The organism is Allosphingosinicella indica, from assembly GCF_900177405.1.
Taxonomy (GTDB): domain Bacteria; phylum Pseudomonadota; class Alphaproteobacteria; order Sphingomonadales; family Sphingomonadaceae; genus Allosphingosinicella; species Allosphingosinicella indica.
Map to the genome: position 1 here is coordinate 1,805,921 of NZ_LT840185.1, position 24,177 is coordinate 1,830,097.

Annotated in this window: 26 protein-coding genes; 18 read left to right on the plus strand and 8 right to left on the minus strand. The window is 67.8% G+C overall.

The features are described 5' to 3' along the window. Nucleotides 1–6 precede the first annotated feature (6 nt). The gene (locus B9N75_RS08925) at nt 7–411 is read left to right on the plus strand and encodes a hypothetical protein (protein ID WP_157123760.1); all 405 of its coding nucleotides are present in this window, start codon (nt 7–9) and stop codon (nt 409–411) included. Continuing rightward, the gene (locus B9N75_RS08930; RefSeq protein WP_085218475.1) at nt 399–761 is read left to right on the plus strand and encodes a hypothetical protein; all 363 of its coding nucleotides are present in this window, start codon (nt 399–401) and stop codon (nt 759–761) included. Before B9N75_RS08925 ends, B9N75_RS08930 begins: the two co-directional genes overlap by 13 nt. Before the next feature lie 85 nt (nt 762–846). Here B9N75_RS08930 and B9N75_RS08935 read toward each other — a convergent pair whose 3' ends face one another. Further along, the gene (locus B9N75_RS08935; RefSeq protein WP_085218476.1) at nt 847–1,272 is read right to left on the minus strand and encodes an ATP-binding protein; all 426 of its coding nucleotides are present in this window, start codon (nt 1,270–1,272) and stop codon (nt 847–849) included. A 44-nt stretch (nt 1,273–1,316) separates the two neighbouring features. On the opposite strand from B9N75_RS08935, the gene B9N75_RS08940 reads away from it, so the two are divergent. Then, the gene (locus B9N75_RS08940; protein ID WP_085218477.1) at nt 1,317–1,748 is read left to right on the plus strand and encodes a FecR family protein; all 432 of its coding nucleotides are present in this window, start codon (nt 1,317–1,319) and stop codon (nt 1,746–1,748) included. Continuing rightward, on the plus strand, nt 1,748–2,332 hold the full coding sequence (locus B9N75_RS08945; protein ID WP_244552307.1) for an OmpA family protein: 585 nt from the start codon (nt 1,748–1,750) through the stop codon (nt 2,330–2,332). The genes B9N75_RS08940 and B9N75_RS08945 overlap by 1 nt, the downstream gene beginning before the upstream one ends. 4 nt (nt 2,333–2,336) lie before the next feature. On the opposite strand, the gene B9N75_RS08950 is transcribed toward B9N75_RS08945, so the two are convergent. From B9N75_RS08950 to B9N75_RS08960, 3 genes are read right to left on the minus strand one after another with little or no spacing between them, the layout of a single operon-like run. Beyond that, nucleotides 2,337–4,421: a CHASE2 domain-containing protein gene (locus B9N75_RS08950; RefSeq protein WP_085218479.1), complete on the minus strand. Its 2,085-nt coding sequence runs from the start codon at nt 4,419–4,421 to the stop codon at nt 2,337–2,339. Next, the gene (locus B9N75_RS08955; protein ID WP_085218480.1) at nt 4,396–5,355 is read right to left on the minus strand and encodes an MBL fold metallo-hydrolase; all 960 of its coding nucleotides are present in this window, start codon (nt 5,353–5,355) and stop codon (nt 4,396–4,398) included. Before B9N75_RS08955 ends, B9N75_RS08950 begins: the two co-directional genes overlap by 26 nt. Before the next feature lie 10 nt (nt 5,356–5,365). Next, on the minus strand, nt 5,366–5,698 hold the full coding sequence (locus tag B9N75_RS08960) for an STAS domain-containing protein (protein WP_085218481.1): 333 nt from the start codon (nt 5,696–5,698) through the stop codon (nt 5,366–5,368). A gap of 307 nt (nt 5,699–6,005) precedes the next feature. Between B9N75_RS08960 and B9N75_RS08965 the strand changes: the two genes are divergently transcribed. Beyond that, the gene (locus tag B9N75_RS08965; RefSeq protein WP_157123761.1) at nt 6,006–7,718 is read left to right on the plus strand and encodes a sensor domain-containing diguanylate cyclase; all 1,713 of its coding nucleotides are present in this window, start codon (nt 6,006–6,008) and stop codon (nt 7,716–7,718) included. Nucleotides 7,719–7,722: 4 nt separating this feature from the next. On the opposite strand, the gene B9N75_RS08970 is transcribed toward B9N75_RS08965, so the two are convergent. Next, nucleotides 7,723–8,709, minus strand: a complete 987-nt coding sequence (locus B9N75_RS08970; RefSeq protein ID WP_085218483.1) for a DUF481 domain-containing protein — start codon at nt 8,707–8,709, stop codon at nt 7,723–7,725. Nucleotides 8,710–8,771: 62 nt separating this feature from the next. Continuing rightward, the gene (locus tag B9N75_RS08975) at nt 8,772–9,995 is read right to left on the minus strand and encodes an SAM-dependent methyltransferase (protein ID WP_085218484.1); all 1,224 of its coding nucleotides are present in this window, start codon (nt 9,993–9,995) and stop codon (nt 8,772–8,774) included. Nucleotides 9,996–10,180: 185 nt separating this feature from the next. On the opposite strand from B9N75_RS08975, the gene B9N75_RS08980 reads away from it, so the two are divergent. The 9 genes from B9N75_RS08980 (at nt 10,181) to B9N75_RS09015 (ending at nt 16,481) form a co-directional block, all read left to right on the plus strand. Further along, nucleotides 10,181–11,290 carry a helix-turn-helix transcriptional regulator gene (locus B9N75_RS08980; protein ID WP_172840858.1) on the plus strand — a complete coding sequence of 370 codons (1,110 nt, stop codon included), beginning with the start codon at nt 10,181–10,183 and terminating at the stop codon, nt 11,288–11,290. 53 nt (nt 11,291–11,343) lie between these two features. After that, complete coding sequence (locus B9N75_RS08985; RefSeq protein ID WP_085218486.1) at nt 11,344–12,939, plus strand: AMP-binding protein; 1,596 nt, start codon at nt 11,344–11,346, stop codon at nt 12,937–12,939. A gap of 89 nt (nt 12,940–13,028) precedes the next feature. Continuing rightward, complete coding sequence (locus tag B9N75_RS08990) at nt 13,029–14,105, plus strand: sensor histidine kinase (protein ID WP_172840859.1); 1,077 nt, start codon at nt 13,029–13,031, stop codon at nt 14,103–14,105. Nucleotides 14,106–14,194: 89 nt separating this feature from the next. Continuing rightward, on the plus strand, nt 14,195–14,458 hold the full coding sequence (locus B9N75_RS08995; RefSeq protein WP_085218488.1) for a hypothetical protein: 264 nt from the start codon (nt 14,195–14,197) through the stop codon (nt 14,456–14,458). A 158-nt stretch (nt 14,459–14,616) separates the two neighbouring features. Then, nucleotides 14,617–14,775, plus strand: a complete 159-nt coding sequence (locus B9N75_RS14005; RefSeq protein WP_157123762.1) for a hypothetical protein — start codon at nt 14,617–14,619, stop codon at nt 14,773–14,775. Nucleotides 14,776–14,872: 97 nt separating this feature from the next. Next, nucleotides 14,873–15,550, plus strand: a complete 678-nt coding sequence (gene pspA / locus B9N75_RS09000; protein WP_085218489.1) for a phage shock protein PspA — start codon at nt 14,873–14,875, stop codon at nt 15,548–15,550. Between the two features lies 1 nt (nt 15,551). Then, nucleotides 15,552–15,836 (plus strand): envelope stress response membrane protein PspB, encoded by a 285-nt coding sequence (gene pspB / locus B9N75_RS09005; protein WP_085218490.1) that lies wholly within the window; start codon nt 15,552–15,554, stop codon nt 15,834–15,836. Next, nucleotides 15,833–16,213, plus strand: a complete 381-nt coding sequence (gene pspC / locus B9N75_RS09010) for an envelope stress response membrane protein PspC (RefSeq protein WP_085218491.1) — start codon at nt 15,833–15,835, stop codon at nt 16,211–16,213. The genes pspB and pspC overlap by 4 nt, the downstream gene beginning before the upstream one ends. Before the next feature lie 37 nt (nt 16,214–16,250). Beyond that, nucleotides 16,251–16,481, plus strand: coding sequence for a glutathione S-transferase family protein (locus tag B9N75_RS09015; protein WP_085218492.1), 231 nt, complete (start codon nt 16,251–16,253; stop codon nt 16,479–16,481). A gap of 31 nt (nt 16,482–16,512) precedes the next feature. Here the strand turns inward: B9N75_RS09015 and B9N75_RS14215 are convergent, their stop codons facing one another. Continuing rightward, nucleotides 16,513–16,998 (minus strand): phosphoglycerate mutase family protein, encoded by a 486-nt coding sequence (locus B9N75_RS14215; protein ID WP_172840860.1) that lies wholly within the window; start codon nt 16,996–16,998, stop codon nt 16,513–16,515. Between the two features lie 187 nt (nt 16,999–17,185). Between B9N75_RS14215 and B9N75_RS09025 the strand changes: the two genes are divergently transcribed. From B9N75_RS09025 to B9N75_RS09040, 4 genes are read left to right on the plus strand one after another with little or no spacing between them, the layout of a single operon-like run. Then, nucleotides 17,186–18,466: a 3-methyl-2-oxobutanoate dehydrogenase (2-methylpropanoyl-transferring) subunit alpha gene (locus B9N75_RS09025; RefSeq protein WP_085218494.1), complete on the plus strand. Its 1,281-nt coding sequence runs from the start codon at nt 17,186–17,188 to the stop codon at nt 18,464–18,466. A gap of 5 nt (nt 18,467–18,471) precedes the next feature. Next, nucleotides 18,472–19,476 carry an alpha-ketoacid dehydrogenase subunit beta gene (locus tag B9N75_RS09030; protein WP_085219514.1) on the plus strand — a complete coding sequence of 335 codons (1,005 nt, stop codon included), beginning with the start codon at nt 18,472–18,474 and terminating at the stop codon, nt 19,474–19,476. Continuing rightward, nucleotides 19,476–20,822: a dihydrolipoamide acetyltransferase family protein gene (locus B9N75_RS09035; protein WP_085218495.1), complete on the plus strand. Its 1,347-nt coding sequence runs from the start codon at nt 19,476–19,478 to the stop codon at nt 20,820–20,822. The genes B9N75_RS09030 and B9N75_RS09035 overlap by 1 nt, the downstream gene beginning before the upstream one ends. Before the next feature lie 58 nt (nt 20,823–20,880). Then, the gene (locus B9N75_RS09040; RefSeq protein WP_085218496.1) at nt 20,881–23,196 is read left to right on the plus strand and encodes a transketolase; all 2,316 of its coding nucleotides are present in this window, start codon (nt 20,881–20,883) and stop codon (nt 23,194–23,196) included. Here B9N75_RS09040 and B9N75_RS09045 read toward each other — a convergent pair. Next, nucleotides 23,193–24,155: an L-threonylcarbamoyladenylate synthase gene (locus tag B9N75_RS09045; protein WP_085218497.1), complete on the minus strand. Its 963-nt coding sequence runs from the start codon at nt 24,153–24,155 to the stop codon at nt 23,193–23,195. The two genes, B9N75_RS09040 and B9N75_RS09045, sit on opposite strands and share 4 nt — an antisense overlap. Nucleotides 24,156–24,177 lie beyond the last annotated feature (22 nt).

Below are 24,177 nucleotides of genomic sequence, written 5' to 3' on the forward strand. Positions count from 1 at the left end.
ATGGTTATGCGTGGCGGCGGATGGATCGTGGCGATGGGTGCACTGGCGCTTGCCGGCTGTGCCTCGACGTCGCCGCGGACCGGCTGGAGCCGCGCGCCCGATCTCGCGGTCTACGCCGCGATGGACACCGCGGGCGATCTCGCGCGCGAGCAGGAAGTGCTGTGCCTCGGCCGTGATCCCGGCGGCGTGGACGAACGGTGGCAGCGCGACTTCGGCGCGCGGCGGGACTGGATCGCCGCGGCGCTCGCCCAGCGTTATGGCGCGGAGGCGGTGCGCCGTGCCGAGGGCGGCAGGACTGGCCGCCCGCGCTGCGAGACGCTGGCGATCGAGCAGCCGTGGCGCCGCAGCTACGAACGGCTGCTGAAACAGCTCGAATTGCGTTTCTATCCCAAAGACCATTGGCGCGGCTGATCGCGCCCGCGATCGGCGCGGCCCTGCTGCTCGCCGGTTGCGAGCGGCCACCCGAAGACACTGCGGCCGATCCCGTTCGCCGCGCCGCCTATCAGGTGCATCTCGCCCTCGCGCGGCTCAAGGCCTGCGACGACAAGGACGAATTGCGCTCTGCCGAGACACGCTTACTGGAGCTGACCCGTCTCGCGATGCCCATCGGCCGCGATCGCGCGATCTGGCTTGGCGGCAACGACTGGAGCGCGGTGATGGCGCAGGGCCGCCCGGTTACCTGTCCCGGAACCCCGCGTGCTCGGGCTGCGGCCGATCAGGCGCTTGATGCACTAGGTGATGTGTTGGGAAACGTCGAATAAAGTCCGTCATTGCGAGCGCAAGCGAAGCAATCCAGACGCCCGTGGATTGCCGCGCCGCTGTGCGGCTCGCAATGACGAGACTGCGCTACTTGCCCAGCCTCGGGATGACGAGTTCCAGCCGGTTGACGCCCCCCGTGGCGGCATAGCTCAGGACGCGCGACCAGGCCTGCACCATCGCGATGCCCGCGCCGCCGCCGCGGTCGCTGGCTGCCGGATCGGGCGCCGGCGCGCCACGTGGATCGAAATGCGCGCCGGGGTCCTCCAGCGTCAGCGCGATGTCGTCGCCCAGCGTCGCGAGGCTGAGCTCGATGCACTGGTCGGACCGCACGCCGCCATGTTCCATCACGTTGGTGACCAGCTCCTCGATGATGATCGCGAGCCGCGCGGCGTCGCCCGCGCCGAGCCCTGCGGCGCCCGCGAACACCTCCGCAGCACGCACCGCCGCGCTCACCGCCGAAGGGGCCGGCAAATTCCAAGCGATGCTGATCGATTTCGATTCGCCGTCCGCCATCGCATGCGATATTGTCACGACATCGGTTCTGGGGGGAGCCCGCCATGATCACACGTTTCGTCACCTTCGCCGCCGTCGCGATTCTCGCCGTCCAGCCGGCCCTGGCCGAGGTCGGCCGCATCAAACGCGCCGCCGGCACCGCCGCGGTCGAGCGCGGCAAGGCGCGCCTGCCCGCAGTACCTGGGCTGAAGGTCGAGGAAGGCGACGTGCTCGTCACCGGCCGCGACGGCCGGATCAGCATGACCTTTATCGACGACACGCGCTTTTCCGCCGGCCCCAACAGCCGGATCGCGGTCAACGAGTTCCGCTATGACCGGACTGCGCAGCGCGGCTCGTTCGTCACCCAGGTCGATCGCGGCTCGCTTGCCGTCGTCTCGGGCCAGATCGCCAAGTCGAAGCGCGACGCGATGAAGGTCCGGACGCCGACGTCGCTGCTGGGCGTGCGGGGCACGCGGTTCGTCGTCGAGGTCAAGTGATGCGCGTGGCGGTGGCGCTTGCTGCGCTGCTCGCGGGCGGCTGCGCAAGCCAGTCGCTGCTCCTGCTGCCCGACGAAGGGGGAGGACAGGGGCAGGTCGCGGTGCTCGAATCGGGCGGGCGGGCCCAAGAGACGGTCGTCGGCGCTGGCAACAGCCGCACCCGGCTCGGTGGCGCACGCCCCACGACCCGCGCGGTCGATCCGGCGCGACTATCGGACCGCGACCGGCAGGTGCTCGCCGATCTGCCCGAGCCGCCGCGCAGCTTCACGCTCAATTTCATCGAGGGCTCGACCCGGCTGGTGCCGGCCTCCGAGCCAGAGCTCCAGGCGCTGTTCGCCGAGGTCGCGCGGCGGCCGGGCGCCGACGTGCAGGTCACCGGCCATACCGACACGCTCGGCAGCGGCGATGACAATGACGCGCTCTCGCAGAAGCGCGCCGAAGAAATCCGCGGGCTCCTGATCGAGCGCGGCATGGCGCCGGACATCGTCAGCGCGGTAGGCCGCGGCGAGCGCGACCTCCTAGTCAAAACCGCCGACGGCATCCGCAATGCCGACAACCGCCGCGTCGAAGTGATCGTGCGGTGAGATTCTAGCCGGCAGGCCCGCGATAGCCGATCGCCAGCACGGTGAGATCGTCGCTTGGGACGGTGCCTTCCTCGAAAATCCTGACCGCGGACATCAACGCCTCGGTGGCTGATCTGGCGTCGGTGGCGCCGCGCAGCTTCTCGACGGCACGGGCGTGGCCGAACAGAGTTCCGCCCGCGTCCTGCGCCTCGGTGACGCCGTCGGTGACCAGCACCAGCGTCTCGCCGGGCGCCAGCCGGATGCGCTCGACCGGGTAGCGATAGCCATCGACCACGCAGAAGGGCGGTCCGCCTTCCATCGGCAGGTCGGCAACCTCGCCGTCGGCCATGATCAGCAGCGGGTTCTCGTGACCCGCGTTGCACAAGGTGGCAGCGCCGGTGGCGAGATCGATGATGCCGACGATCATGGTCACGCCCATGCCGGCGTCGTTGTCGCGGGTCAGCTCGCGATCGATCATGCCGGCGGCGCTCGACAGATCGCCGTCCTCGCGCAGCAGGATGCTTTTGGTGAGCGCCTTGGACACCGCCATGAACAGCGATGCCGGCACCCCCTTGCCGGTCACGTCGCCGATGACGAAGCCGATCTGGTCCTTGCCCAGCCGCATCGCATCGTAGAAATCGCCGCCGACCGACCGTGCGGGCTCGAGCAGCGCATCGACGTCCAGCCGCGGATCGAGCGCGGCCAGCTTGGCGCGGGGCGGCAGCATGCCGATCTGGATGTCACGCGCCGCCTGCAACTCGCCCGCCGCCTCGGCCGCATCGAGGCGCTCGCTGAGCAGCGCATCGCGGAGCCGTTCGCGCTCGCTGCGCGCGTTGCGGAAAGCGGAAATGAGGATCCCTGCGGCAGCCGCGCCACCGACCAGCAACGGCGGAGCAGGGTCGAGCAACAGGCCCCACCCTGCGAAGGCGGCGAAGCTCGCGGCGAGGATGGCGACGGCGGCTGCGGCGGGGATGGCCAGGATGCGCCGCCTGCGCATCGGGGAGAGCGCCAGCACGAGCAGCACGAAGGCCAAGGCCGTCATCCATTCGGCGATCGGCGCCCAATGCGGGCGCGACAGCCAGCCGCCGCGCAGGATTGTATCGACCCCCTGCGCCTGCAACAGCACGCCGAAGGTTTCCGCCGCGATCGGCGTCGCGACAACATCCTGCGTGCCTTCCGCCGCGAGGCCGATGAGGACGATCTTGTCGACGAAGGCATCGGCAGGAAATCCTTGCCGCAGCACATCGGCGGCGGAGACGATGTGGTTGGCGGGAAACCGGCCGAAATGAAGCCGCATTCGCCCATCCGGATCGGTCGCGATCCTCTGCGTGCCCAGGGTGACGCTGCGGAGTGCGCCACCTGATACATCGGGCGCCACGCTTTCATTCTCGGTTGCGAGCCGCGCTATCTCCAGCGCGAAGCCGGGCGTCGGCTGTCCGGCGACGGTCGCGGCGAGCGGGATGCGGCGGACGATGCCGTCGGCATCGGGAGCTCCGTTGAGGATGCCGTGGCCGATCGCCACCTCGTCGAGATCCGGGATGTTGGCGAGCGCGTGGGGGTAAGAGGCCGCGCCGCCGGGCAGTCGGGAGGTGAAGAGCGCTTCGACCGGGAGGTTCGCCCCGTCGCCCGCCGCTGGCTCCATCGTCCCGGCGCGGCCGAGCACCACCGGATAGCGGCCGATTGCCTCGGCGAGCGCGGTATCGAAGGATTGAAGACCGCGGATTTCCTCTGCCGCGCCGGGCGTCAGTTCGGGGTAGAGCGCCGCGAACTGGTCCGGGCTCATCCGGTCGCGCTCGGGGAAGAGCGCGTCGAGCCCGATCACCGTCGCGCCGCGGCCTGCGATCTCCTCGATCAGCCGCGCGACATGATAGCGCGGCCAAGGCCACGGGCCGACTGCTGCGAGGCTCGGCGGATCGATCCACACCACTTCGACCTGGCTGCCTGACAAGTCGCGCGGCGAAAGCCGCTGGTAGAGATCGAACAGCGGCCGCCCGGTGCGCTCGCCGCCGATGAGCGCCAGCAGCGCCGCCATCGCCAGCGCCGCCGCCAGCCCGGCGATCCGAATGCGCGCCGCGCGCGGGGGATCAGAGTTGGACTTCGAGCCCGTCATAGGCGCACAGCACTTCGAGCGGCGTGTCGCCCCGGGTCAGTTCTTCGTAGCGGATCGTCTCTTCGTGCATCCGCTGGATGTCGGCGTCGCTGAACGTCGGCTCGTGGTGGAACAGCGCCAGCCGCTTCGCATCCGCCGCGTGGCACAGATCGACCGCGACGATGTTGCTGCTGTGGCCCCAATCCTCCTTCATCGTCACGCTGTCGGCGAGCGAATACATCGTGTCGCAGATGACGAGATCGGCGCCGCCGAAGAAGCGGATCACCGCGCGCTCCGCCTCCATGTCGTCGATCTTGTGTTCGCTGTCGGTGCTGAACACGGCGGCCTTGCCGTCGCGGGTGAAGCGATAGCCGAACGAGCCGTAGCTGTGGTTCTGGCCAATGGTTTCGACCTGGCAACCCGCGATGTCGTACACCTCGCCCGGCACCATCCGATGGAACTCAATGCTGGCCTTCAGCCAGTCGAACGCGACGGGGAAGGAAATCTCCTCCTGCTGCCGCCGCATCGCGACTTCCGCATCCTCGTGCCCCGCGTGGATTACGATCCGCGCCTCGGGATCGAAGGCATGGCCGAAGAAGGGGAAGCCCATGATATGGTCCCAGTGCAGGTGGGACAGAAAGATGTGGAACGTCTTGGCGTGGCCTGCGGCGATGCGGCGCGCGGCATCGATGCCGAATTCGCGAAAGCCGCTTCCCATGTCGCAGACCAGGAAGCTTCCGTCTCCGCTTTCCATCTCGACGCAGGTCGTTGCCCCGCCGAAGGTGCCGCCGGTCGCGAAATCGAGCTCGGCTGATGCGAACCGCCGGGCATCTTCAATGCCGCTAAACCTTCGCCCGGATGCGGCGAGAAGCGCCTGCGCGACTTTTTCGCGCACGCCGGCCGCGGTCTGCGCGACCGGCAGCGATCCGCGCGTTCCCCAGAAGCGGACCTTCATCGCCGGCGTCTCATAGCGCCGCCTCGACGTTATCGGCGACGGTGAAGATTTTATCGTAGCGGCTGATCGCCAGAATCTCGCGCATGATGTCGTTGGGCGCGGCAAGGACGATGGTGACGCCCTGATCGTCCGCCGCGCGCCGGGCCAGGGTGATGGCACGCAGGCCGCGCGACGACATGTAATCCAGTGCCGAGAAATCGACGATCAGCTTGCGGCCGTCCGCAGCTGCGGTGCCGACCGCTTCGGTCAGCCGCGCGCCGAACGCTTCCCAGGTGCCTTCATCGACACGGCCGACGGGTCGCCCAACCAGCGCGGAGCCGCGTTGCTCGACCGTCCAGTCCATCCTTCGATCCCCCAATCACCCGGCCCGATCTTAGCAAGCCGCGCCCCGTTTCGGAAGCGGTCCGGTTTGCCCCCGTCCCACAGTCGCACGTACCGCTTCCAGGCGCGCGCGGATGATGCAGGGGCATTGCAAACGACAGATTTGCACGACGGGCGTGCCGCGCCGCGCGACGAAGATGCGAAGGTGATGCGTTTCGCACCGTGAAAAAGGCGCTTGCAACAACGCGCGCGGCGCGAAATTAAGGCTTCGTTTCCTCCCGGGGGCTAGATTGCCGCCATCTGGGACGAAAGGGTCCGGGGGGACTTCGTTGATCGTTCGGTTGCTCTTTGCCTGCGCCTGTCTGCTCGGCTTCTTCGCCGCGCCGGCTGCGGCTGCGGAATTCGTGCGGCCGACCTATTGCTATGCGCTCACGCCAGCGGGCACACAGGCCTTGCCGCCGCCGTCGGCCTTCCGCTGCGGCGCGACGCCGGAGGATTATTCGGGTCAGCGGCTATGGCTGCGCACGGCAGTGCCCGAGCACATTCGCGATCGCGGCGCCGTCGCGCTGATGGTACATCAAAGCCGCTTCGACAAGATCGAGGTGCGCTTCCTTTATCCCAACGGTTTCGCGCTGGAGCAGGAGGTTCGCGCCGGCGATTATGGCGATCGCTGGCGGGTCGGTGGCCAGCTCGCCTTCATGGCCGCGCCGCATGGCGATGCCGCGCCCGTTGAAATCCTGGTGGCCGTCGATCGGCTGGCCTCCTTCGCGCATTTCCGCAGCCGCATCCGCGCCGCCGTCGACGCCTCGCGCGAGGCTTCGCTCGCCGCGACGCTGATCGGCGGGGCGCTGACCCTGCTGCTGCTGAGCGCGATCTACAATGCATTGCTGGCTGGTGCGTCGCGCCGCGCCTTCGTGGTGTGGCACGCCGCTTGGGTCGGCACGATGTTGTTGTGGGGCCTCATCTGGTCGCAGCTCGCTTTGCTCGTCATTCCCGGGCTCGCCGGCACATCGGCGGCGCGGATCGGCACCTGCCTCGCGACGCTCGCGATCACCTTTGCCGCGATCTGCGCTGCGACTTGTCCCGAAGAAGGCAAGGTGCCACGCTGGCTCAAGCAGGGCGTCATCGCGCTCGCCCTCGCAATCGCGGTGCTTGGCCTGCCGACGGCCTTTGGCCCGCCGATCGCGATCGAGATTCTGGGCCCGATCCTCGGCGTGATGGTCCTGACCGTTCTTGCCGCCGTCGCAATGCTGTTCGTGGTGGCATGGCGGCGCGGCAGCGAGGAGGTGCGCGCCTTTGCGCTCGCCTGGGCGGTGCCGATGCTGGCGCTCGCCGCGAGTGAGCTCTTCAATCTCGACGGGCAATTCCTTGGCGGCGGGTCGCAGCTCGTGGTGCTGGTATCTTCGGCGCTGCAGACCTTGTGGCTCTCGGTCGCCACCACCTTCCGTCTTTCGCGATTTCGCAACGAGCGAGACGCCGCGCGGGCCGCGCAGGTGGAATTGCGCGATCTGGCCCAGCGCGATTCGCTCACTGGTCTCCTCAACCGGCGCGGCTTCGTCGGCCATGCCGATGCCGCGCTCGCCGGGGTGGACGAAGTCGATGGCAGCTTCGCGCTGCTGCTGATCGACGTCGATCATTTCAAGTCGATCAACGACACCTTCGGCCATGACGCAGGGGATGAAGTGCTGCGCCGCATCGGTGCACGGCTTGAGGCCCTCGTCGGCCCATCGTCCTTCGCCGGCCGCCTGGGCGGCGAGGAGTTCGCGATCGGCGTGACCAACCTCTCCGACCAGGGGCTGCGGCTGTTCGCCGAGCGCGCGCGCTCTGCGATGGCGGACCTGTCGCTGACTGACGTGCTGGGCGCGGGCAGGCGGCTCACGGTCAGTATCGGTGTGGCCGAAACCACCACCGTCTGCGCCTTCCAGCTCGTCTATCGCTGCGCGGATCAGGCGCTCTACGCCGCCAAGAACGCCGGCCGAAACCGCGCCTCTTTCTCGCGCGTGATGCAGATGCAGAATATGGGCAGGCCGCGCGCCGCCTGAGCGGTCAGAAGCTGTAGACCAGGGTCGCGCGGCTCACGGTATCGACCGATTTGGTGCCGGGCGGCGGTCCCGCTTCATATTGCACGTTGTAGGATAGGCGCGCCTTAAGGTTGCCGATCAGCGCCGCGTCCAGCGAGGTCGTCGACGTCGCGCTGCTGTCGCCGCCTTCGACATAGATCGCGCCGACCTGTTTCAGCTGCAGCGTTGGCGAGACCTTCCACGCGAAATCGAGCGAGGCGCGGCCGGCGACGGTGGTGGTCGACGGCTCCAACACCGGATCGGTGAGGCGGAGCGTCGGGCCGCCTTCGAGGTCGAGCTTGATGTTGGGCTTGGCGATCACGCTATAGCCCATGCCTGCACCGAGCGTGTAGCGATTGTCGAACCCCAGGAAGGGGTCATGCTCATATTGCGCCAGCCCGTAGGCATAGAGCCTGGGATCGAGCCGATAGTTAGGCTGGTAAGATGCGAGGAAGCGCTCGGCGGTCGTCACCCCATTGTTGCGCTGGAAATCGGCGCGGCCGTTGAGCTTGTGGCGCCAATCTAGGCCGGTGCGTTCGAGATTCACCGCGCCATAAAGGCCGAGGATGTCGTTGTTGCCGGTCGACCGCGATCCGCCGAGCTCGACGCTGCCCTTCCAATATTCGAGCGGGCTCGCCGCCAGCAGCGCCTCGCGCCGCGCCTGCTCCGCCGCCGCTTTCTCGGCCGCAACGCCGGCGCGAAACGCATTGCCGATCGCATCGAGCTCGGGGGTCGCATTGGGGTTGGTCGTCTTGGCAAGCGCCAGGATGGTCTCGACCGCCTGCGTGTCCTTCTTCTTCAGCGCCGTATCGATCATCGCGCGGACCTGACGCGTCAGGAACGTCGGCGGCGGCGCCGCGATCGCCACCGGCGGCGGCGCAAGCGCGATCTCGACCGGATAGGGCGGCGGCGGCGCTATCCACGGGAGTGGCTCGGTGCCGGTCGAAAGCATCATCAGCAACGGCGGAAACATGGGTCCGCCCTAACGTCCCGAAGCGCACGGGCGCAACCCGTCCGTCGCCGCGCTGGCCGCAATTAGCGACGATTCGCCAGCGCCGCCTCCGCGTCGGCCATATAGTCCCGGGTGAACGGCAGCGCGTGGCGATTGCGGATATACTGGAGCTGGTAGTTGACCATCGCGCCTTCGCTGAACGCGGTCATCGCGCCGGCGAGATAGAACAGCCACAGCCGGTAGAAGCGCGCGTCGTGAAGCGCGACGATCTCCGCCTCATGTGCCTTGGTCCGTTCGTACCAGTGGCGGATGGTGTGGTAATAATGGAGCCGCAGCGTCTCGCAGTCCGAGAGGATCAGCCGCTCCTTCTCGCTCGCCGCGGCGACCTCCGACAGCGCCGGGATGTAGCCGCCGGGGAAGATCCATTTGGCGGTGAAGCGGTCGGTGGTCGAGGGCCCGCCCATCCGGCCGATCGTGTGCAGCAGCATCGCGCCGTCCTCGGCCAGCAACGACCGGCATTTGCGGAAGAAGGTGCGATAGTGCGGCGGGCCGACATGCTCGAACATGCCGACCGAGACGATCCGGTCGAACCGTCCCTCGATGTCGCGATAGTCGATGAGTTCGAAGCGGACGTGGGCTGCGACGCCCGCCGCCTCGGCACGTTCGCGGGCCAGCGCGAGCTGCTCCTTCGACAGAGTGATACCGAGCACGTCGACATCGAAATGCTTGTGCAGATAGAGCGCCATCCCACCCCAGCCGCAGCCGATGTCAAGCACGCGCTGCCCCTGCTCAAGCGCCAGCTTGGCGGCGATATGCGCCTTCTTCGCCTCCTGCGCCTGCTCAAGCGTGTCGGAAGGATCGCGGAAATAGGCGCAGCTATATTGAAGGTCTTCATCGAGGAAGAGGCGGTAGAGCGCGTTGCCGATGTCGTAATGATGCGCGACGTTACGCTGCGATCGCCGCCGCCAATTGAGCCGGTCCAGCCGCGCGGCGACGCCCTTGCTCTTGGCGCGGAAACCGCCCTTCGCGCCACGTTCCTCCCAGCGGCCATTGCGCCGGATGACCTGGACCAGATCGAGGATCTCGCCCTCGATCATCAGCAGGCGCCCGTCCATCCACGCCTCGGCTGCGCCGAGCGCGGGATCCCGGACGATCTCGCGCGGCACCTTCGTATCGGTGAAGCGGATGACGACCGGGTTCATGCCCGCTTCCGGCGCGCCGAAGCGGTAGGTATTCCCACCCGCATCGATGACGGTCAGTTCGCCCTTGCGGATCGCGCGCCGCAGCGCTTTTTCGAGAAGCCACATGGTCACGAAAATACCAACGCGACGCGTCCGCGCAATCGCATCGCGCGCCCGTCCGGAATTATCTTGCGGTGCAGGGAATTGCGCCAGGCCGCCCCCGATAATGGGTTTCGCGGTGCTTCATGCTAACGATTGGACAGTCGAGTGGCGAATCGGGGGATTGCCATGGTGGGTCGCGTGGAGCTTGGATGATGGGGCAGCGATCGCCCGACGCCGTGCTGCAACGCGCCTTTGAGACCGCTGCGGTCGATCCCGATAGCTGGCTGAATGCGCTGCAGGCGATGGCGGATGCGACGGGCTCGCTGCGAGGCCAATTGATCGGCATCGGCGGTCCGCAGCATATCCCGTTCAACTGGGTCACCGACATGATGACGGACGCGCTTGCGGATTTCGTCGCCATCGGCGGCGGATCGCCCGACGTGAACTATCGCGTCGCCGCCAGCCTCGAATCGGCGGTGGGGGAGGTCGCCCACGATCCCCACTATCAGCGCGCCATTCCCAAGCTCGGCACCGACATCTATCTCGATTATTGCGACACCTACGATATTCCCTTCGGCATCCAGACCAAGTTGGTCGAGGACGATGGGCTGATCGGCCTCGCCGTCCTCCGCACGCGCAGCGAAGGCGCGGCGGACGAGAAGGCGCTTGCCGCATTCGGCGAAGCGGCAGGCTATGCCGGCGCTGCAGTGCGGATCCAGTTCGCGCTCGAGCGGCAGGCCGGGCGGCTCGTGGCCGGGACGCTGGAGGCGATGGACATCGCCGCCTTCGTCATCGACGGCACCGGCGCGGTCAGCGCGATGACGCCGCACGGCGAAGTGCTGGTGCGGGGCGGGGACGGGCTCCGCGTCGTTGACGGGCATCTCTGCGCTGCCTGGCCTTCGGATCGCGTGCGGCTCGACATGGCGATCGCCCGCGCGCTCGCCTGCGAGGAGCGGCATAGCCACGCGGGCGTCATGCTGCGGGCGGGGGCGGCGGGGTCGGAAACCCTGCTGGTCAGCCTCATCACACTGCCCGGCCAGCCTTGGTCGTTCAACTTCCGGCCGCGCGTCATCGCGGTGGCGAAGCGCCCGCGTCCGCGCGGACGCGGCGCGGTGCTGCTCACCGATCTGTTCCAGCTCACGCCCGCCGAATCTGCCGTCGCGCTGCTCGTTGCGGAAGGGAAGTCGCGCGCCGAGATCGCCGCCGAGCGCCGCGTCTCCAGCGCGACCGTAATGGCGCAGCTCAAGAGCATCTTCCACAAGACCGGCGTCACCCGTGAGGCGGCGCTGGTGGCGCGGCTGCGCGATCTGCTCGACTGACGGCTGCGCATCGCCTAGCCTCCCGGCAAAAGACGGGAGATGATCCGCCAGCCATGTACGACAGTTTCGTCGCCGATCGCCTGCCGCCCGCTGATGCGCAGCCCGAATTCCTCTTCGACCTTCCGGAGCTTCGCTATCCCGATCGCCTGAACGCGGCGGTGGAGCTGATCGACCGCGCGGTCGCGGAGGGTGACGGCGACCGGCCGGCGGTGGTCAACGCGCAGGGCCGTTGGACCTACGCCGACCTCAAGGACATGTCCGATCGCATCGCGCGGCTGCTCGTCGAGGAAGAAGGGCTGCTCCCGGGCAATCGCGTCTTCCTGCGCGGCCCCAACGGCGCGACGCTGTTCGCCGCATGGCTCGGGATCTTGAAGGCCGGCGGCATCGTCGTCGCCACCATGCCGATCCTCCGCCCCGGCGAGATCGCGACCATCCTGAAACGCGCCGAGATCAGTCATGCGATCGTCGACAGCCGGTTCATCGGCGATTTCCGGCTGGGCGCGGATGAGGCGGGGACGGTTCGCTCGCTGCTCCGCTACGATGGCGATCACGGCAAGGGTGAGCTGGAGACGCGGATCGCAACCGTGGAACCCGGTTTCACGCCGGTCGATACCGGCGGCGAGGACCCGGCGCTGATCGCCTTTACCTCGGGCACGACGGGTATCCCCAAGGGCTGCGTCCATTTCCACCGCGATATCCTGGCACCGTGCGATGCTTTCGCTGCGCACCTGCTCGATCCGCGGCCGGGCGATGTCTGGCTGACCTCGGCGCCGATCGCCTTCACCTTCGGTCTCGGCGCGACCCTGCTCTTTCCGTTCCGCTTCCGCGGTTGCGCGGCGACGCTGGAGCAGGCGACACCGCCGGCGATGCTCGACGCGATCGAGACCCATAAGGTCACGAGCCTCTTCACCGCGCCGACCGCCTACAAGACAATTATCGGCCAGCTCGGCGGCCGCGACATCTCGTCGCTGCGCACCTGCGTTTCCGCGGGCGAGCATCTTCCCAAGGCGACGTGGGAAGCGTGGCAGCGCGCCACCGGGCTGGAGATCATCGACGGCATCGGATCGACCGAGCTGATGCACATCTTCATCTCGGCGAGCGGCGGGGACATCCGTCCGGGGTTTACCGGCAAGGCCGTGCCCGGCTACCGCGCCTGCGTGCTCGGTGAGGACGATCGGCCGCTACCGGCCGGCAACACCGGCCGCCTCGCGGTGAAAGGCCCCACCGGCTGTCGCTATTTCGATGACGACCGACAGGCGAAGTACGTGATCGCGGGCTGGAATGTCACCGGCGACACCTATGAGCAGACCGAGGATGGCTATTTCCGCTACGTCGCCCGCTCCGACGATATGATCATCTCGTCGGGCTACAATATCGGGGCGCCCGAAGTGGAGAATGCCTTGCTCTCGCATCCCGCGGTGCAGGAATGCGCGGTGATCGGCGTCGCCTGCGCCGAGCGTGGCCAGAAGGTGAAGGCGTTTGTGGTGCTCGCACCCGGCCACGCCGCCGGCGATGATCAGGCCCGAACGCTCCAGGATCACACCAAGGCGATGATCGCGCCGTACAAATATCCGCGCGAGATCACCTTCGTCGAAGTCCTTCCCAAGACCGCCAACGGCAAGCTGCAGCGCTTCGCGCTCCGCGCGTGAAAGCGCTTATCCTTTCCGCCCCGGCGCGCTAACCGCTTCGGGGGGAAGGGATGGAGCGGGTGCGCGAATCGCGGATACGAAGGCTGCCGATGAGCGAGGCGCTGCGCCCGGCGCTCGTCATCTGGGCATTCGGCTATCTGCTCGTCGAGATTTTCGCGACGCTGCAGGGCCGCGCCTCGACCCCCGGCGTCATGCTCGTGTCGTCGGTGCCGCTGTTCGCGCTGGGCGTGCTCTACACGCTGCTGCTCGATCGGCTCCGCCGCAACCTCGGCGCACTGCCGCGCCTGTTGCGCTGGCCGGCGCTCCTCGCCGCGGTGGCGGTCGTCACCGTCGTGCATGCGCTGACCGACGTCTACTGGCTCCGCTGGCTGGCTCTCCACGCCTTTCCTGAATGGCAGGAATGGGCGCTCAACCTCGGGCTCCAGCGACTCTTCACCATCATCCTGCTCTATCTCTGGACCTTCTGCCTCGCGCTCACCCTGCTCTGGGCGGCGGGTGTGGGCAGCGCTGCGCGGGCGAGCGAGAAACGCGCGGTGGAGTTCGAGGCGGCGAGCCATCGCGCCGAGGCGGCGGCGCTCCGCCTCCAGCTCAATCCGCACTTCCTGTTCAACGCGCTCAACTCGATCTCCAGCCTCGTCACGCTCGATCGCAAGCAGGATGCCGAGGAGATGATCGGCCAGCTCGCCGATTTCCTCCGCGCCTCGCTCAATTCCGATCCGATGGCCGACGTTCCGCTCGGGGAAGAGCTTGCTACCGTGGATGCCTATCTGGCGGTGGAGAGCGCGCGCTTCGGGGATCGGCTGGCGGTGGACATCGACGTGCCCGACGAGCTGCTGGCCGCGGCGGTGCCCAATTTCATCCTCCAACCGCTCGTCGAGAATGCAATCAAGCACGGAGTGTCCGTTTCCCGCGGCGGCGCGACCATCAAGATTTGTGCCGAGCGCGAAGGGGAGGCGCTGCGTCTCAGCGTGGCGAACCACTCCCGCTCGGGCGCTACGCCCGAGCCGCGTGAGGAGGAGCCGGACTGGGCGCCGCGCCGCGGCATCGGCATCGACAACCTCCGTCAGCGTCTCGCGGTATCCTATGGCGACGCCGCTCGGCTGGAGACCGAGCCGCTGCCCGACGGCTATCGCGCCGCCATCCTGATGCCGCTGCGGACCGCCTGATCGTCGGTATGGTTTACAGTCCGGTAACCCATTAACCTTTCTTAACGCGGATTTGCGTTGGTGGCCCGCTTCTTGCTGCATGTCCGGCGATGCGGAAATTCGCCCGTCTGTTCGTGATCAAGACGCGCTTCGAGGCGCTCGCCGTGATCTACGCGCTCGCGGTCGGCGCGGTCACGCGGGGCTATCATTTCCTCCACGATTATCCCGGCACCGGCGGCTGGCTGCTCGCTGCCGCCTGCACTGGCGCGGTGTTCATGGCGGGTGCGCGACTGCTCGAGATGACGCGGCCCGACACCGGCGCGCGCCGCCGCCGCTCCGATCTCGACGGCGAACGGACTGCCCGAAACCGATAGTTGGCATCTCATCCCAATTGTTGGTGCGGGACTTGGCCGCCGATCGCATGACACGTCGAGAAAGTCTCGGAAATCCGCCAAATCTGAAATTGGCACGGCTCTTGTAAATCTCCTGGCAAGCCGCCGCGGGCGGCACCGAAACGCAAGGGAGATACGAGATGTTCGACTTCAACCGCTTCCAGAGCAACGCCGTTTCCGCGGTCGCCGCCTTCCTGCTCGCCACGGTCAGCGTCGGCGCGGCGGTCGGCCCGGCGCAGGCCGGCAGCGTCGCGCCGATGCAGGTTGCCGCCACGGCTTTGGTGAATGCCGATGTCTGAGGTCGTTGTGGTTGGGCGCGCCGAGCTGAGCCGCTATGCTCCGCCGCAACGGCCGCATCGCCCGGCCCATCAGGCGCCTCGCAGGGAGTTTTGGAGCATGGGAATTTTCAGCCGCACGCGCGACATCATCGCGGCGAATGTGACGGACCTTTTGGACAAGGCGGAGGACCCCGCCAAGATGATCCGGATGATCATTTTGGAGATGGAGGAGACGCTGGTCGAGGTGCGCGCATCTGCGGCGCGGACGATCGCGGACCAGAAGGAGATGCGCCGCCAGATCGCGAAGCTCGATGCGCTGGCGGGCAACTGGACCGAGAAGGCCGAGCTTGCGCTATCGAAGGACCGCGAGGATCTGGCGAAGGCGGCGCTGGTCGAGAAGCAGAAGGCCTCCGACCTTGCCGACCAGCTCAATGCCGAGATCGCGGTGCTCGACGATGCGCTGCGCGCCTCGGAAGGCGACATCGCCAAGCTCCAGGGCAAGCTGCGCGAGGCCCGCGCGCGCCAGAATGCGATCATGAGCCGCCTGGAGAGCGCGCACCAGCGCGCCCGGATGCGCGAGATGTATGCCGGCCCGAAGGTCGAGGACGCTTTCTCGCGCTTCGATCTGCTGGAGCGCCGCGCCGACATGGCGGAAGGCCATGCCGAGGCACTGAGCCTCGCCGCGCCGGGCAAGACGCTCGAAGAGGAGATCGCCGAACTGCGCTCCTCCGAGAAAGTCGACGCCGAACTCGCCGCACTGAAAGCGCGGGTGGCCGGCAAGCACGAGGAGAAGTGACGTGGAAGACGTGCTGATCGCCGTCGTGGTCTGCGGGATGCTGTTTGTCGCGCTGCCGTGGATCATCTTCCACTACGTTACGCGCTGGAAGACCGCGGCGACGCTGACCGGGGACGACGAGCGGCTGCTCGAGGATCTCCATGTCCTGGGCCGCCGTCTCGACGACCGGGTCGCCACCATCGAACGCATCATGGACGCCGAGAACCCCGGCTGGCGGCAGCTCACCGCCGATCCCGCCGACATCGGCATCGAGAACCGCATCCAGGACCGGAGGAACGTGCAATGACCGCCCGCCACACCAAATTCTACCTCGACAAGGAGAATGGCAAGCTGATGGGCGTGTGCGCCGGCATCGCCGACTATACCGGCGTCGACGTGACGCTGGTGCGGATCGGCATGGTCGTCGGCACCATCCTCGGCTCGGGGCTGCTCATCCTCGTCTATCTCGCCACCGGCTGGATCGCGCCGCCCAAGCCGCGCGAGCTGCAGGAGGACAGCCCGGACCAGAAGAAATTCTGGCAGGGTGTCCGCGCCGCGCCCGGCCGGTCGGTCCGCGACGTTCATGCCCGCTTCCGGGCGCTCGATCGCCGGCTTGCCGATGTCGAGACCTACGTCACCAGCAGCAACAGCCGCCTTTCGCGGGAAATCGAACAGCTTCGCTAGCACAGGGAAAGACAGGCGAAGCTTCAGGGAGGAGACTATGGCCGATCCCATCACCCTCATCGCCCTCGCCGGATCGGGGCTCACGGCAACCGCAATCGCGGTGTTCGCGGGTCTCAGGGGCTGGCAGGGCTGGCTGGAACTCAAGCGGTTCGAGCTAACCGGCATCCGCGGCGAACCGCGCAGCGTTGCGGGCGAGCGCATCGAGATGGCCGATCTCAAAGAGCGTATCCGCAAGCTCGAGGCGATCGCCTCCGGCGTCGATCTGTAAAGCCAAAGCCCCTCTGCCACCCGGCGAGGGGCTATTCGCTGTATTTCTCGCGCACGCTCCGCCCGCCGCGGATCGTCCAGAGATCGCCGAAATCTTCATGCACCAACGGCTCGGGCCGCGCCCCGCCAAGCGCTTCGACGATGTCCGGCACGGTGTTGCTGTGGCCAACGATCAGCACCGGCCCGGCGCCTTCAGCCTTCACTTTCGCGACCAAGGCAGGCGTATCTGCCGGATCGTAGACCTTGGGCGTCACGCCGGCGCGCGCCGCGATCGGCGCCGCCGTCTGCCGGGTGCGCTTGTAATCGGATACATAGATGACGCGAGGTGGCTCGCCCGCCAGCCGCGCCGCCAGCCGATCGGCATTGGCGCGACCCTCAGCGGTCAGATCGGGATCGCGCTCCCCCTCGGGCGTGTTGAGGTGGCGGGTGACGTAATAGACCGGCTCGGTGGCCTCTGGCGCGGGCGTCGCGCAAGCGGCGAGCGCCAGCAGCGGCACGATCAGCAATCCCATACGCATCGGCGAAGCTCCCGTTTTTTCGCGCTCTTGCTGGGCCAGCGGCGCGATCTTCGCAACGACTTTGCGCGGGGGATGCACCGCCGAAAAAAATGCTCTAGAGGCGGCACCGGCACCGTGTCCGCCCGTTGGGCGGGGGAGTGCCATCGGCCAACGGCTCGGATCAAGGGCTGCACCGAAGAGGATGAGGATGACCGACCCAATGGAGCGCCGGAACCGCCCGGCGCTCGCGCTGCACGTGCCGGAACCCGTGGGCCGTCCCGGCGACGAGCCCGATTTCAGCCACATAGACGTGCCGCCGGCGGGCAGGGTCGCGCGGCCCGACGTTTCCGAACGCCCCGATGCGATGCGCGGCCATGTCTATGAGTTGATCCGCGTGCTCGATGCGGACGGATCGGCCGTTGGCCCGTGGGACCCGCGCCTCGACGTCGACAAGCTGCGCCGGATGCTGCGCGATATGCTGATGGTCCGCGCCTATGACGACCGGATGTATCGCGCCCAGCGGCAGGGCAAGACCAGCTTCTACATGAAATGCACGGGCGAAGAGGCGATCGCCGTCGCCGGCGCGCATGCGCTCGATCGGGAGGACATGTGCTTCCCCACCTATCGCCAGCAGGGCATCCTCGTCGCGCGCGATTATCCGCTCACCGAGATGATGTGCCAGGTCTATTCCAACCGCGGCGACAAGCTGAAGGGCCGGCAGCTTCCGATCATGTATTCGGATCGTGCGCACGGCTTCTTCTCCATCTCGGGCAATCTCGGCACGCAATATCCGCAGGCCGTCGGCTGGGCGATGGCGTCGGCGATCAAGGGCGACAGCCGCATTGCCGCCGCCTGGATCGGCGAGGGCGCGACCGCAGAGGGCGATTTCCACAACGCGCTGACCTTCGCTGCCGTTTATCGCGCGCCGGTGGTGCTCAACATCGTCAACAACCAGTGGGCGATCTCGACCTTCCAAGGCATCGCGGGCGGCGAGAACACGACATTCGCGGCGCGCGCGCTGGCCTATGGCATCCCGGGCCTCCGCGTCGACGGCAACGACGCGCTCGCAGTCTATGCCGCGACGCGCTGGGCGGCGGATCGTGCCCGTTCCAATCTCGGGCCGACGCTGATCGAATTCTTCACCTACCGCGTCGAGGGCCATTCCACCTCCGATGATCCGACCGGCTACCGGCCGAAGGCGGAGGGTGCGACCTGGCCGTTCGGCGATCCGGTCGAGCGGCTGAAGCAGCATCTCGTCAAGCTCGGCGAGTGGGATGACGAGCGCCATGCGGCGCTGATCGAGGAGCTGAGCGCCGAGGTCCGCGCCGCGCAGAAGGAAGCCGAGACCCGCGGCACGCTCTCCGCCGCCAGCATCGATTTCCCGCAGGACGTTTCCACGATGTTCGACGACGTCTTCGCCGATCGCCCGTGGCATCTCCAGGAGCAGGCCGCCGAGATGACCGCCGAGCTGGAGGCCGCGCGCAAATGACCGTCATGAACATGATCCAGGCGATCAACAACGCGCACGACGTGATGATGGAGCGCGACGATAATATCGTCGTGACCGGCGAGGACATCGGCTATTTCGGCGGCGTCTTCCGCGCCACCGAAGGGTTGCAGAAGAAATACGGCACGCGCCGCGTGTTCGACGCGCCGATCGCCGAGGGCGGTATCGTCGCGGTCGGCATCGGCATGGCGGCTTATGGCCTCCGCCCCGTCGTCGAGATCCAGTTCGCCGATTACATCTATCCGGGGTTCGACCAGATCGTCTCCGAAGCCGGCCGCATGCGCTATCGCACCGCGGGCGAATGGTATCTGCCGATGGTGATCCGCTCGCCCTACGGCGGCGGCATCTTCGGCGGCCAGACGCACAGCCAATCGCCCGAGGCGCTGTTCGCGCACGCCTGCGGCATCAAGACGGTAATCCCGTCAAACCCCTATGACGCCAAGGGCCTGCTGATCGCCGCGATCGAGGACGATGATCCGGTCGTCTTCTTCGAGCCCAAGCGCATCTACAACGGCCCGTTCGACGGCCATTTCGACCGGCCGGTGACGCCCTGGGCCAAGCACCCGGCCGCCGAAGTGCCCGATGGCCATTACACGGTGCCGATCGGCAAGGCCGCGATTGCGCGCGCGGGCGAGGCGGTGACGATCCTCGCCTACGGCACGATGGTCCATCTCGCGCTCGGCGTGGTCGCGGAGCTCGGCATCGACGCCGAAGTGATCGACCTGCGCACGATCGTCCCCGTCGATATCGAGACGATCGAGGAATCGGTCAAGAAGACCGGTCGCTGCATCGTGCTGCACGAGGCGACGCGCACCGCCGGCTTCGGCGCCGAGCTTTCGGCGTTGGTGCAGGAGCGCTGCTTCTATCATCTCGAGGCGCCGGTGGTTCGCGTCACCGGCTTCGACACCCCCTATCCGCACTCGCTGGAATGGGCCTATTTCCCGGGCCCGATCCGGCTCGGCAACGCCCTTAAGAAGGTTCTGGAGGACTGATGGCGCGCTTCAATTTCCGGCTGCCGGACATCGGCGAAGGCATCGCCGAGGCAGAGATCGTCGCGTGGCACGTCAAGGTCGGCGACGTCATCGCCGAGGACCAGCAGCTCGCCGACATGATGACCGACAAGGCGACGGTGGAGATGGAATCACCGGTCGCCGGCAAAGTGCTCGAGCTGGCCGGCGAAGTCGGCGACCAGATCCCGATCGGTTCGGTGCTGGTGGTGATCGAGACCGAAGGCGAGGAAGCCCCCGCCGGCGAAGGCAGCGAGACCGACGCAAAGGGCGAGCGCACCGACGAAGTCGCGATCGGCGACGGCCTGGTCGCACCGACCCCCGCGCAGGAAGAGGCGATCCCGAGCCTGGAAGAGAAAGCGCCTCTCCCGCATGCGGGAGGGGATGAGCCGCGCAGCGGCGACAGGGGAGGGTCTGTTAAGGCGGCTCCCGAGGGTCAAGCAGCCCCTCCCCCGACCCCTCCCGCAGGCGGGAGGGGAGGTGCTCTCGCATCCCCCGCGGTGCGTGCCCGCGCGCGCGATCTCGGGATCGATCTAGCGCAGGTGAAGACCGCGTCCGATCGCGTCCGTCACGCCGATCTCGACGCCTATCTGCTCTATTCGGGCGGTTCGGTCTCGCCGCGCGGCGCCGCGCGCCGGGCGGACGAAGACGTCAAGGTCGTCGGCCTGCGCCGCAAGATCGCGGAGAATATGCAGGAGGCGAAGCGCCGCATCCCGCATTTCACCTATGTCGAAGAATATGACGTCACCGATCTGGAAGCGACGCGCGCGATGATGAATCGCGATCGCGGCGACAATCCGAAGCTGACGATGCTGCCCTTCCTCATCACCGCGATGTGCAAGGCGCTGCGCGACTATCCGCAGATCAACGCGCGCTACGACGACGAGGCGAACGTCATCCACCGCTCCGGCGCGGTGCACATGGGCATGGCGACGCAAACCGACAACGGCCTCTCGGTCGCCGTCATCCGCGATGCCGACGGCCGCGACCTGTGGGGCCTCTCGCGCGAGATCAAGCGCCTCGCCGACGCCGCCCGCGCCGGTAAGGCGAGCCGCGACGAGCTGTCCGGATCGACGATCACCATCTCCAGCCTCGGCCCGATGGGCGGCGTTGTCTCGACGCCCGTCATCAACCGGCCGGAGGTAGCGATCATCGCCGTCAACAAGGTCGAGGACCGCGTCGTGGTGGTCGATGGCGAGCTGGAGATCCGCAAACGGATGAACCTCTCCATCTCCTGCGACCACCGCGTCGTCGACGGCTGGGACGCCGCGAGCTTCATGCAGGACCTGAAGAAGCTGATCGAAAGCCCGCTGAAGCTGTTGTCGGCCTAAGCGTATTCCGGCATCCGCCCGAATGACGCCGGTCGATTCTGGCGCTAAGGGCGGGGCCATGCTCAAGACCGCTTCGCCCGATATCGATTCCCTGCGGCTGCTCGACGATCGGCTGCGCTGGCTGTCTGCGTGGACGATCCACAACGCGAACCATCTTCGCGACAGTGCGGACGGCCTGAAGGTCGGCGGGCACCAAGCGTCGTGCGCGTCGATGACTGCGATCATGGCGGCGCTCTATTTTCATGCGCTCGGCCCCAACGACAAGGTGGCGGTGAAGCCGCACGCGGGGCCGGTGCTCCACGCGATCCACTATCTGCTCGGCAGCCAGAACCGCGAGCAGATGGAGAATTTCCGCGGCTTCCGCGGGATGCAGAGCTATCCCAGCCGCACCAAGGACCGCATTCCGGTCGATTTCTCGACCGGATCGGTGGGCCTCGGCGTCGCGATCACCGCCTTCGCCAGCCTCATCCAGGATTATCTCCTCGCGCACGGGCTGATGCCGGCGGAGGAAGCCGGGCGGATGGTCGCGCTGATGGGCGACGCCGAACTCGACGAGGGCAATATCTACGAATGCCTGATCGAGGCGGCCAAGCACGACATCCGCAATTGCTGGTGGATCATCGATTACAACCGCCAGTCGCTCGATGCGACGACGGCGGACCGCATGTTCAACCGCTTCGATGAGATTTTCGCGAGCTGCGGCTGGCGCGTCGTCACGCTGAAATATGGCAAGGCGATGGAGGCGGCGTTCCGCGAAAAGGGCGGCGACGCGCTCAAGGCGTGGATCGATGCGGCGGGCAATGCCGATTATGCCGCGCTCACCTATCTCGGCGGCGCGGCCTGGCGTGAGCGGCTGATGAAGGAAGCGCCAGCGACGAAGCCAATCCTCGATGCGCGCGACGACGATGCGCTCGCGGCGCTGATGACCAACCTCGGCGGCCATGATCTGGAAGCGCTGACCGAGGCGTTCGACGCGTGCCAGGATGATGTGCCGACCCTGTTCATCGCCTACACGATCAAGGGCTTCGGCCTGCCCTTCGCGGGGCATAAGGATAATCATGCCGGGCTGATGAACCCCGGCCAGATCGCGGCGCTGCGGAGTGCGATGGGGATCGCCGAGGGCGAGGAGTGGGCGCCTTATGCGGGGCTAGGCGGTAACAGCGCGGCGGGCGTGGAGGCGCTGGTGCAGCGCAGCCGCATCGCGCAGGCCAAGCGCGAGCGGCCCTGGAATGTTGCACCGGTGCCCGCTATTGCTCCGCCCGAAGGCGCCGAGCAATCCACCCAGGCCGCGTTCGGCCGCATCCTTCTCGATCTGTCGCGCGCCGGTGGAGCGCTCGCCGACCGCATCGTCACCACCTCGCCCGACGTCACCGTCTCGACCAACCTCGGCGCATGGGTGAACCAGCGCGGCCTCTTCCGCCGGCAGGAGCTGGCCGACATCTTCGCCGCCGCCAAGATCCCGTCCGCGCAGAAATGGGCGGGCCATGCCGCCGGCCAGCATGTCGAGCTCGGCATCGCGGAGAACAACCTGTTCCTGATGCTCGCTGCGATGGGGCTGGCGGGCGACATCTTCGGCGCGCGGCTGTTCCCGATCGGCACCGTCTACGATCCGTTTATCGCCCGCGGCCTCGATGCGCTCAACTACGCTTGTTACCAGGATGCGCGCTTCCTGCTTGTCGCGACACCATCGGGCGTGACGCTGGGGCCAGAGGGCGGCGCGCACCAGTCGATCAACCCGCCGCTGATAGCGCTCGGCCAGCCGGGGCTCCGCCATTACGAGCCCGCCTTCGTCGACGAGCTTGCCGCGATGATGGAGGAAGCGTTCCGGCTGATGCAGGCCGAGGACGGCGAGAGCGTCTACCTCCGCCTCACCACCCGTAGCATCGCGCAGGTCGAGCGCGACAGCGACGGCTGGAAGGCCGACGCGCTTGCGGGCGGCTATTGGCTGCGGCGCCCGGCGGAAGGTGCGGAAGCGGCGATCGTCTATTCCGGCGCGATCGCGCCCGAGGCGCTGGCCGCGTGGGAAGCGCTGAAGGACGATGTGCCCGGACTCGGCCTCCTCGCCGTCACCTCGCCCGATCTGCTCCACCGAGGCTGGAGCGCGCGGCGCGGCGGGCGCTGGACCGGGCAGGGGAGCGCGCCGAGCCATGTCGAAAAGCTCCTCGCGCCCTTGTCGCGCGATGCAGGGCTCGTGACCTTGCTCGACGGCGCGCCCGCTGCGCTGTCGTGGCTGGGCGGCGTGATGGGGCACCGCGTCAGCCCGCTGGGGCTCGACCGCTTCGGCCAGACCGGATCGCTGCCCGATCTCTATCGCCACTACCGGCTCGACGTCGATGCAATCGTCGAGGCGGCGGCGGAACTGTTCCTCGACTAGAGGCGCGGCGCGGCGGCGCGGCGCAGGCGATCGTTGATCGCGGCGCCAAGTCCCTCGTCCGGTATCGGCGCGACCGCGATCGCCGGCGCACGCGATGCGTCCGCCTCGTGCAGCGCGGCGAAGAGGTTGGCGGCAGCCTCGACCAGATCGCCCGACGGGCTGAGATTCGCCCGGCCGGCGACCGCGCCGAAGCCGATCAGCCATTCGCCGCTTTCGCCCTGCACCGCGTCGAGCCGCAGCGGCTTCGACGGCGCATAATGACTGGCGAGCTGCCCGGGCGCTTCGATCCGCCCGCCGCCGGCGAGCACCACCGGCAGCCCGCCTGCTTCTTCTAGCGCGTCGATCCCGATCGGGCCGGGCCGCAGTAGCCGGAGCTGCCCCGCCTCGACCGCGACGATGGTGGATTCGATACCGTGCGCCGACGGTCCGTCGTCGAGGATCAGCGCGATCCGTTCGCCAAGGCTCGCTGCGACATGCTCGGCGCGGGTCGGGCTGATGCTGCCGCTGGCGTTGGCTGAGGGCGCTGCGAGCGGCTTGCCGGTTGCCGCGATCAACGCGCGGATCGCCCGCGCCTGGGGCACGCGGATCGCCACGGTGTCGAGACCCGCCGTGACCAGCGGCGCGATGCCGGAGGAGGCCAGCGTCGGCAGCACCATCGTCAGCGGCCCCGGCCAGAAGCGCGCACCGAGCGCCCGCGCCGCATCGTCCAGCTTCGCGATGCGGCCCGCCGCCTCGAGATCGCCGACGTGGACGATCAGCGGGTTGAAGCTCGGACGGCGCTTGGCGGCATAGACCCGCGCCACCGCCGCGCCGTTGGTGGCATCAGCGGCGAGGCCGTAGACCGTCTCGGTCGGGATCGCGACCGGCTGGCCCGCCGCCACCAACGCCGCCGCTTCGGCGATCGCCGCTTCGCCATACGGGCGGATCGGGGCCGTGCCGGGCGGGTTTGGCGCGCTCATGTCGCCGCGCTATAGCCGCGCC

Bases quoted from the DNA above. Each gene is read 5' to 3' on its own strand.
- B9N75_RS08925 (WP_157123760.1), top strand. From the start codon at position 7: ATGCGTGGCGGCGGATGGATCGTGGCGATGGGTGCACTGGCGCTTGCC.
- B9N75_RS08935 (WP_085218476.1), bottom strand. From the start codon at position 1,272: ATGGCGGACGGCGAATCGAAATCGATCAGCATCGCTTGGAATTTGCCG.
- B9N75_RS08940 (WP_085218477.1), top strand. From the start codon at position 1,317: ATGATCACACGTTTCGTCACCTTCGCCGCCGTCGCGATTCTCGCCGTC.
- B9N75_RS08945 (WP_244552307.1), top strand. From the start codon at position 1,748: ATGCGCGTGGCGGTGGCGCTTGCTGCGCTGCTCGCGGGCGGCTGCGCA.
- B9N75_RS08950 (WP_085218479.1), bottom strand. From the start codon at position 4,421: ATGACGGGCTCGAAGTCCAACTCTGATCCCCCGCGCGCGGCGCGCATT.
- B9N75_RS08955 (WP_085218480.1), bottom strand. From the start codon at position 5,355: ATGAAGGTCCGCTTCTGGGGAACGCGCGGATCGCTGCCGGTCGCGCAG.
- B9N75_RS08960 (WP_085218481.1), bottom strand. From the start codon at position 5,698: ATGGACTGGACGGTCGAGCAACGCGGCTCCGCGCTGGTTGGGCGACCC.
- B9N75_RS08970 (WP_085218483.1), bottom strand. From the start codon at position 8,709: ATGTTTCCGCCGTTGCTGATGATGCTTTCGACCGGCACCGAGCCACTC.
- B9N75_RS08975 (WP_085218484.1), bottom strand. From the start codon at position 9,995: ATGTGGCTTCTCGAAAAAGCGCTGCGGCGCGCGATCCGCAAGGGCGAA.
- B9N75_RS08980 (WP_172840858.1), top strand. From the start codon at position 10,181: ATGATGGGGCAGCGATCGCCCGACGCCGTGCTGCAACGCGCCTTTGAG.
- B9N75_RS08985 (WP_085218486.1), top strand. From the start codon at position 11,344: ATGTACGACAGTTTCGTCGCCGATCGCCTGCCGCCCGCTGATGCGCAG.
- B9N75_RS08990 (WP_172840859.1), top strand. From the start codon at position 13,029: ATGAGCGAGGCGCTGCGCCCGGCGCTCGTCATCTGGGCATTCGGCTAT.
- B9N75_RS08995 (WP_085218488.1), top strand. From the start codon at position 14,195: ATGCGGAAATTCGCCCGTCTGTTCGTGATCAAGACGCGCTTCGAGGCG.
- B9N75_RS14005 (WP_157123762.1), top strand. From the start codon at position 14,617: ATGTTCGACTTCAACCGCTTCCAGAGCAACGCCGTTTCCGCGGTCGCC.
- pspA (WP_085218489.1), top strand. From the start codon at position 14,873: ATGGGAATTTTCAGCCGCACGCGCGACATCATCGCGGCGAATGTGACG.
- pspC (WP_085218491.1), top strand. From the start codon at position 15,833: ATGACCGCCCGCCACACCAAATTCTACCTCGACAAGGAGAATGGCAAG.
- B9N75_RS09015 (WP_085218492.1), top strand. From the start codon at position 16,251: ATGGCCGATCCCATCACCCTCATCGCCCTCGCCGGATCGGGGCTCACG.
- B9N75_RS14215 (WP_172840860.1), bottom strand. From the start codon at position 16,998: ATGCGTATGGGATTGCTGATCGTGCCGCTGCTGGCGCTCGCCGCTTGC.
- B9N75_RS09025 (WP_085218494.1), top strand. From the start codon at position 17,186: ATGACCGACCCAATGGAGCGCCGGAACCGCCCGGCGCTCGCGCTGCAC.
- B9N75_RS09030 (WP_085219514.1), top strand. From the start codon at position 18,472: ATGAACATGATCCAGGCGATCAACAACGCGCACGACGTGATGATGGAG.
- B9N75_RS09035 (WP_085218495.1), top strand. From the start codon at position 19,476: ATGGCGCGCTTCAATTTCCGGCTGCCGGACATCGGCGAAGGCATCGCC.
- B9N75_RS09040 (WP_085218496.1), top strand. From the start codon at position 20,881: ATGCTCAAGACCGCTTCGCCCGATATCGATTCCCTGCGGCTGCTCGAC.
- B9N75_RS09045 (WP_085218497.1), bottom strand. From the start codon at position 24,155: ATGAGCGCGCCAAACCCGCCCGGCACGGCCCCGATCCGCCCGTATGGC.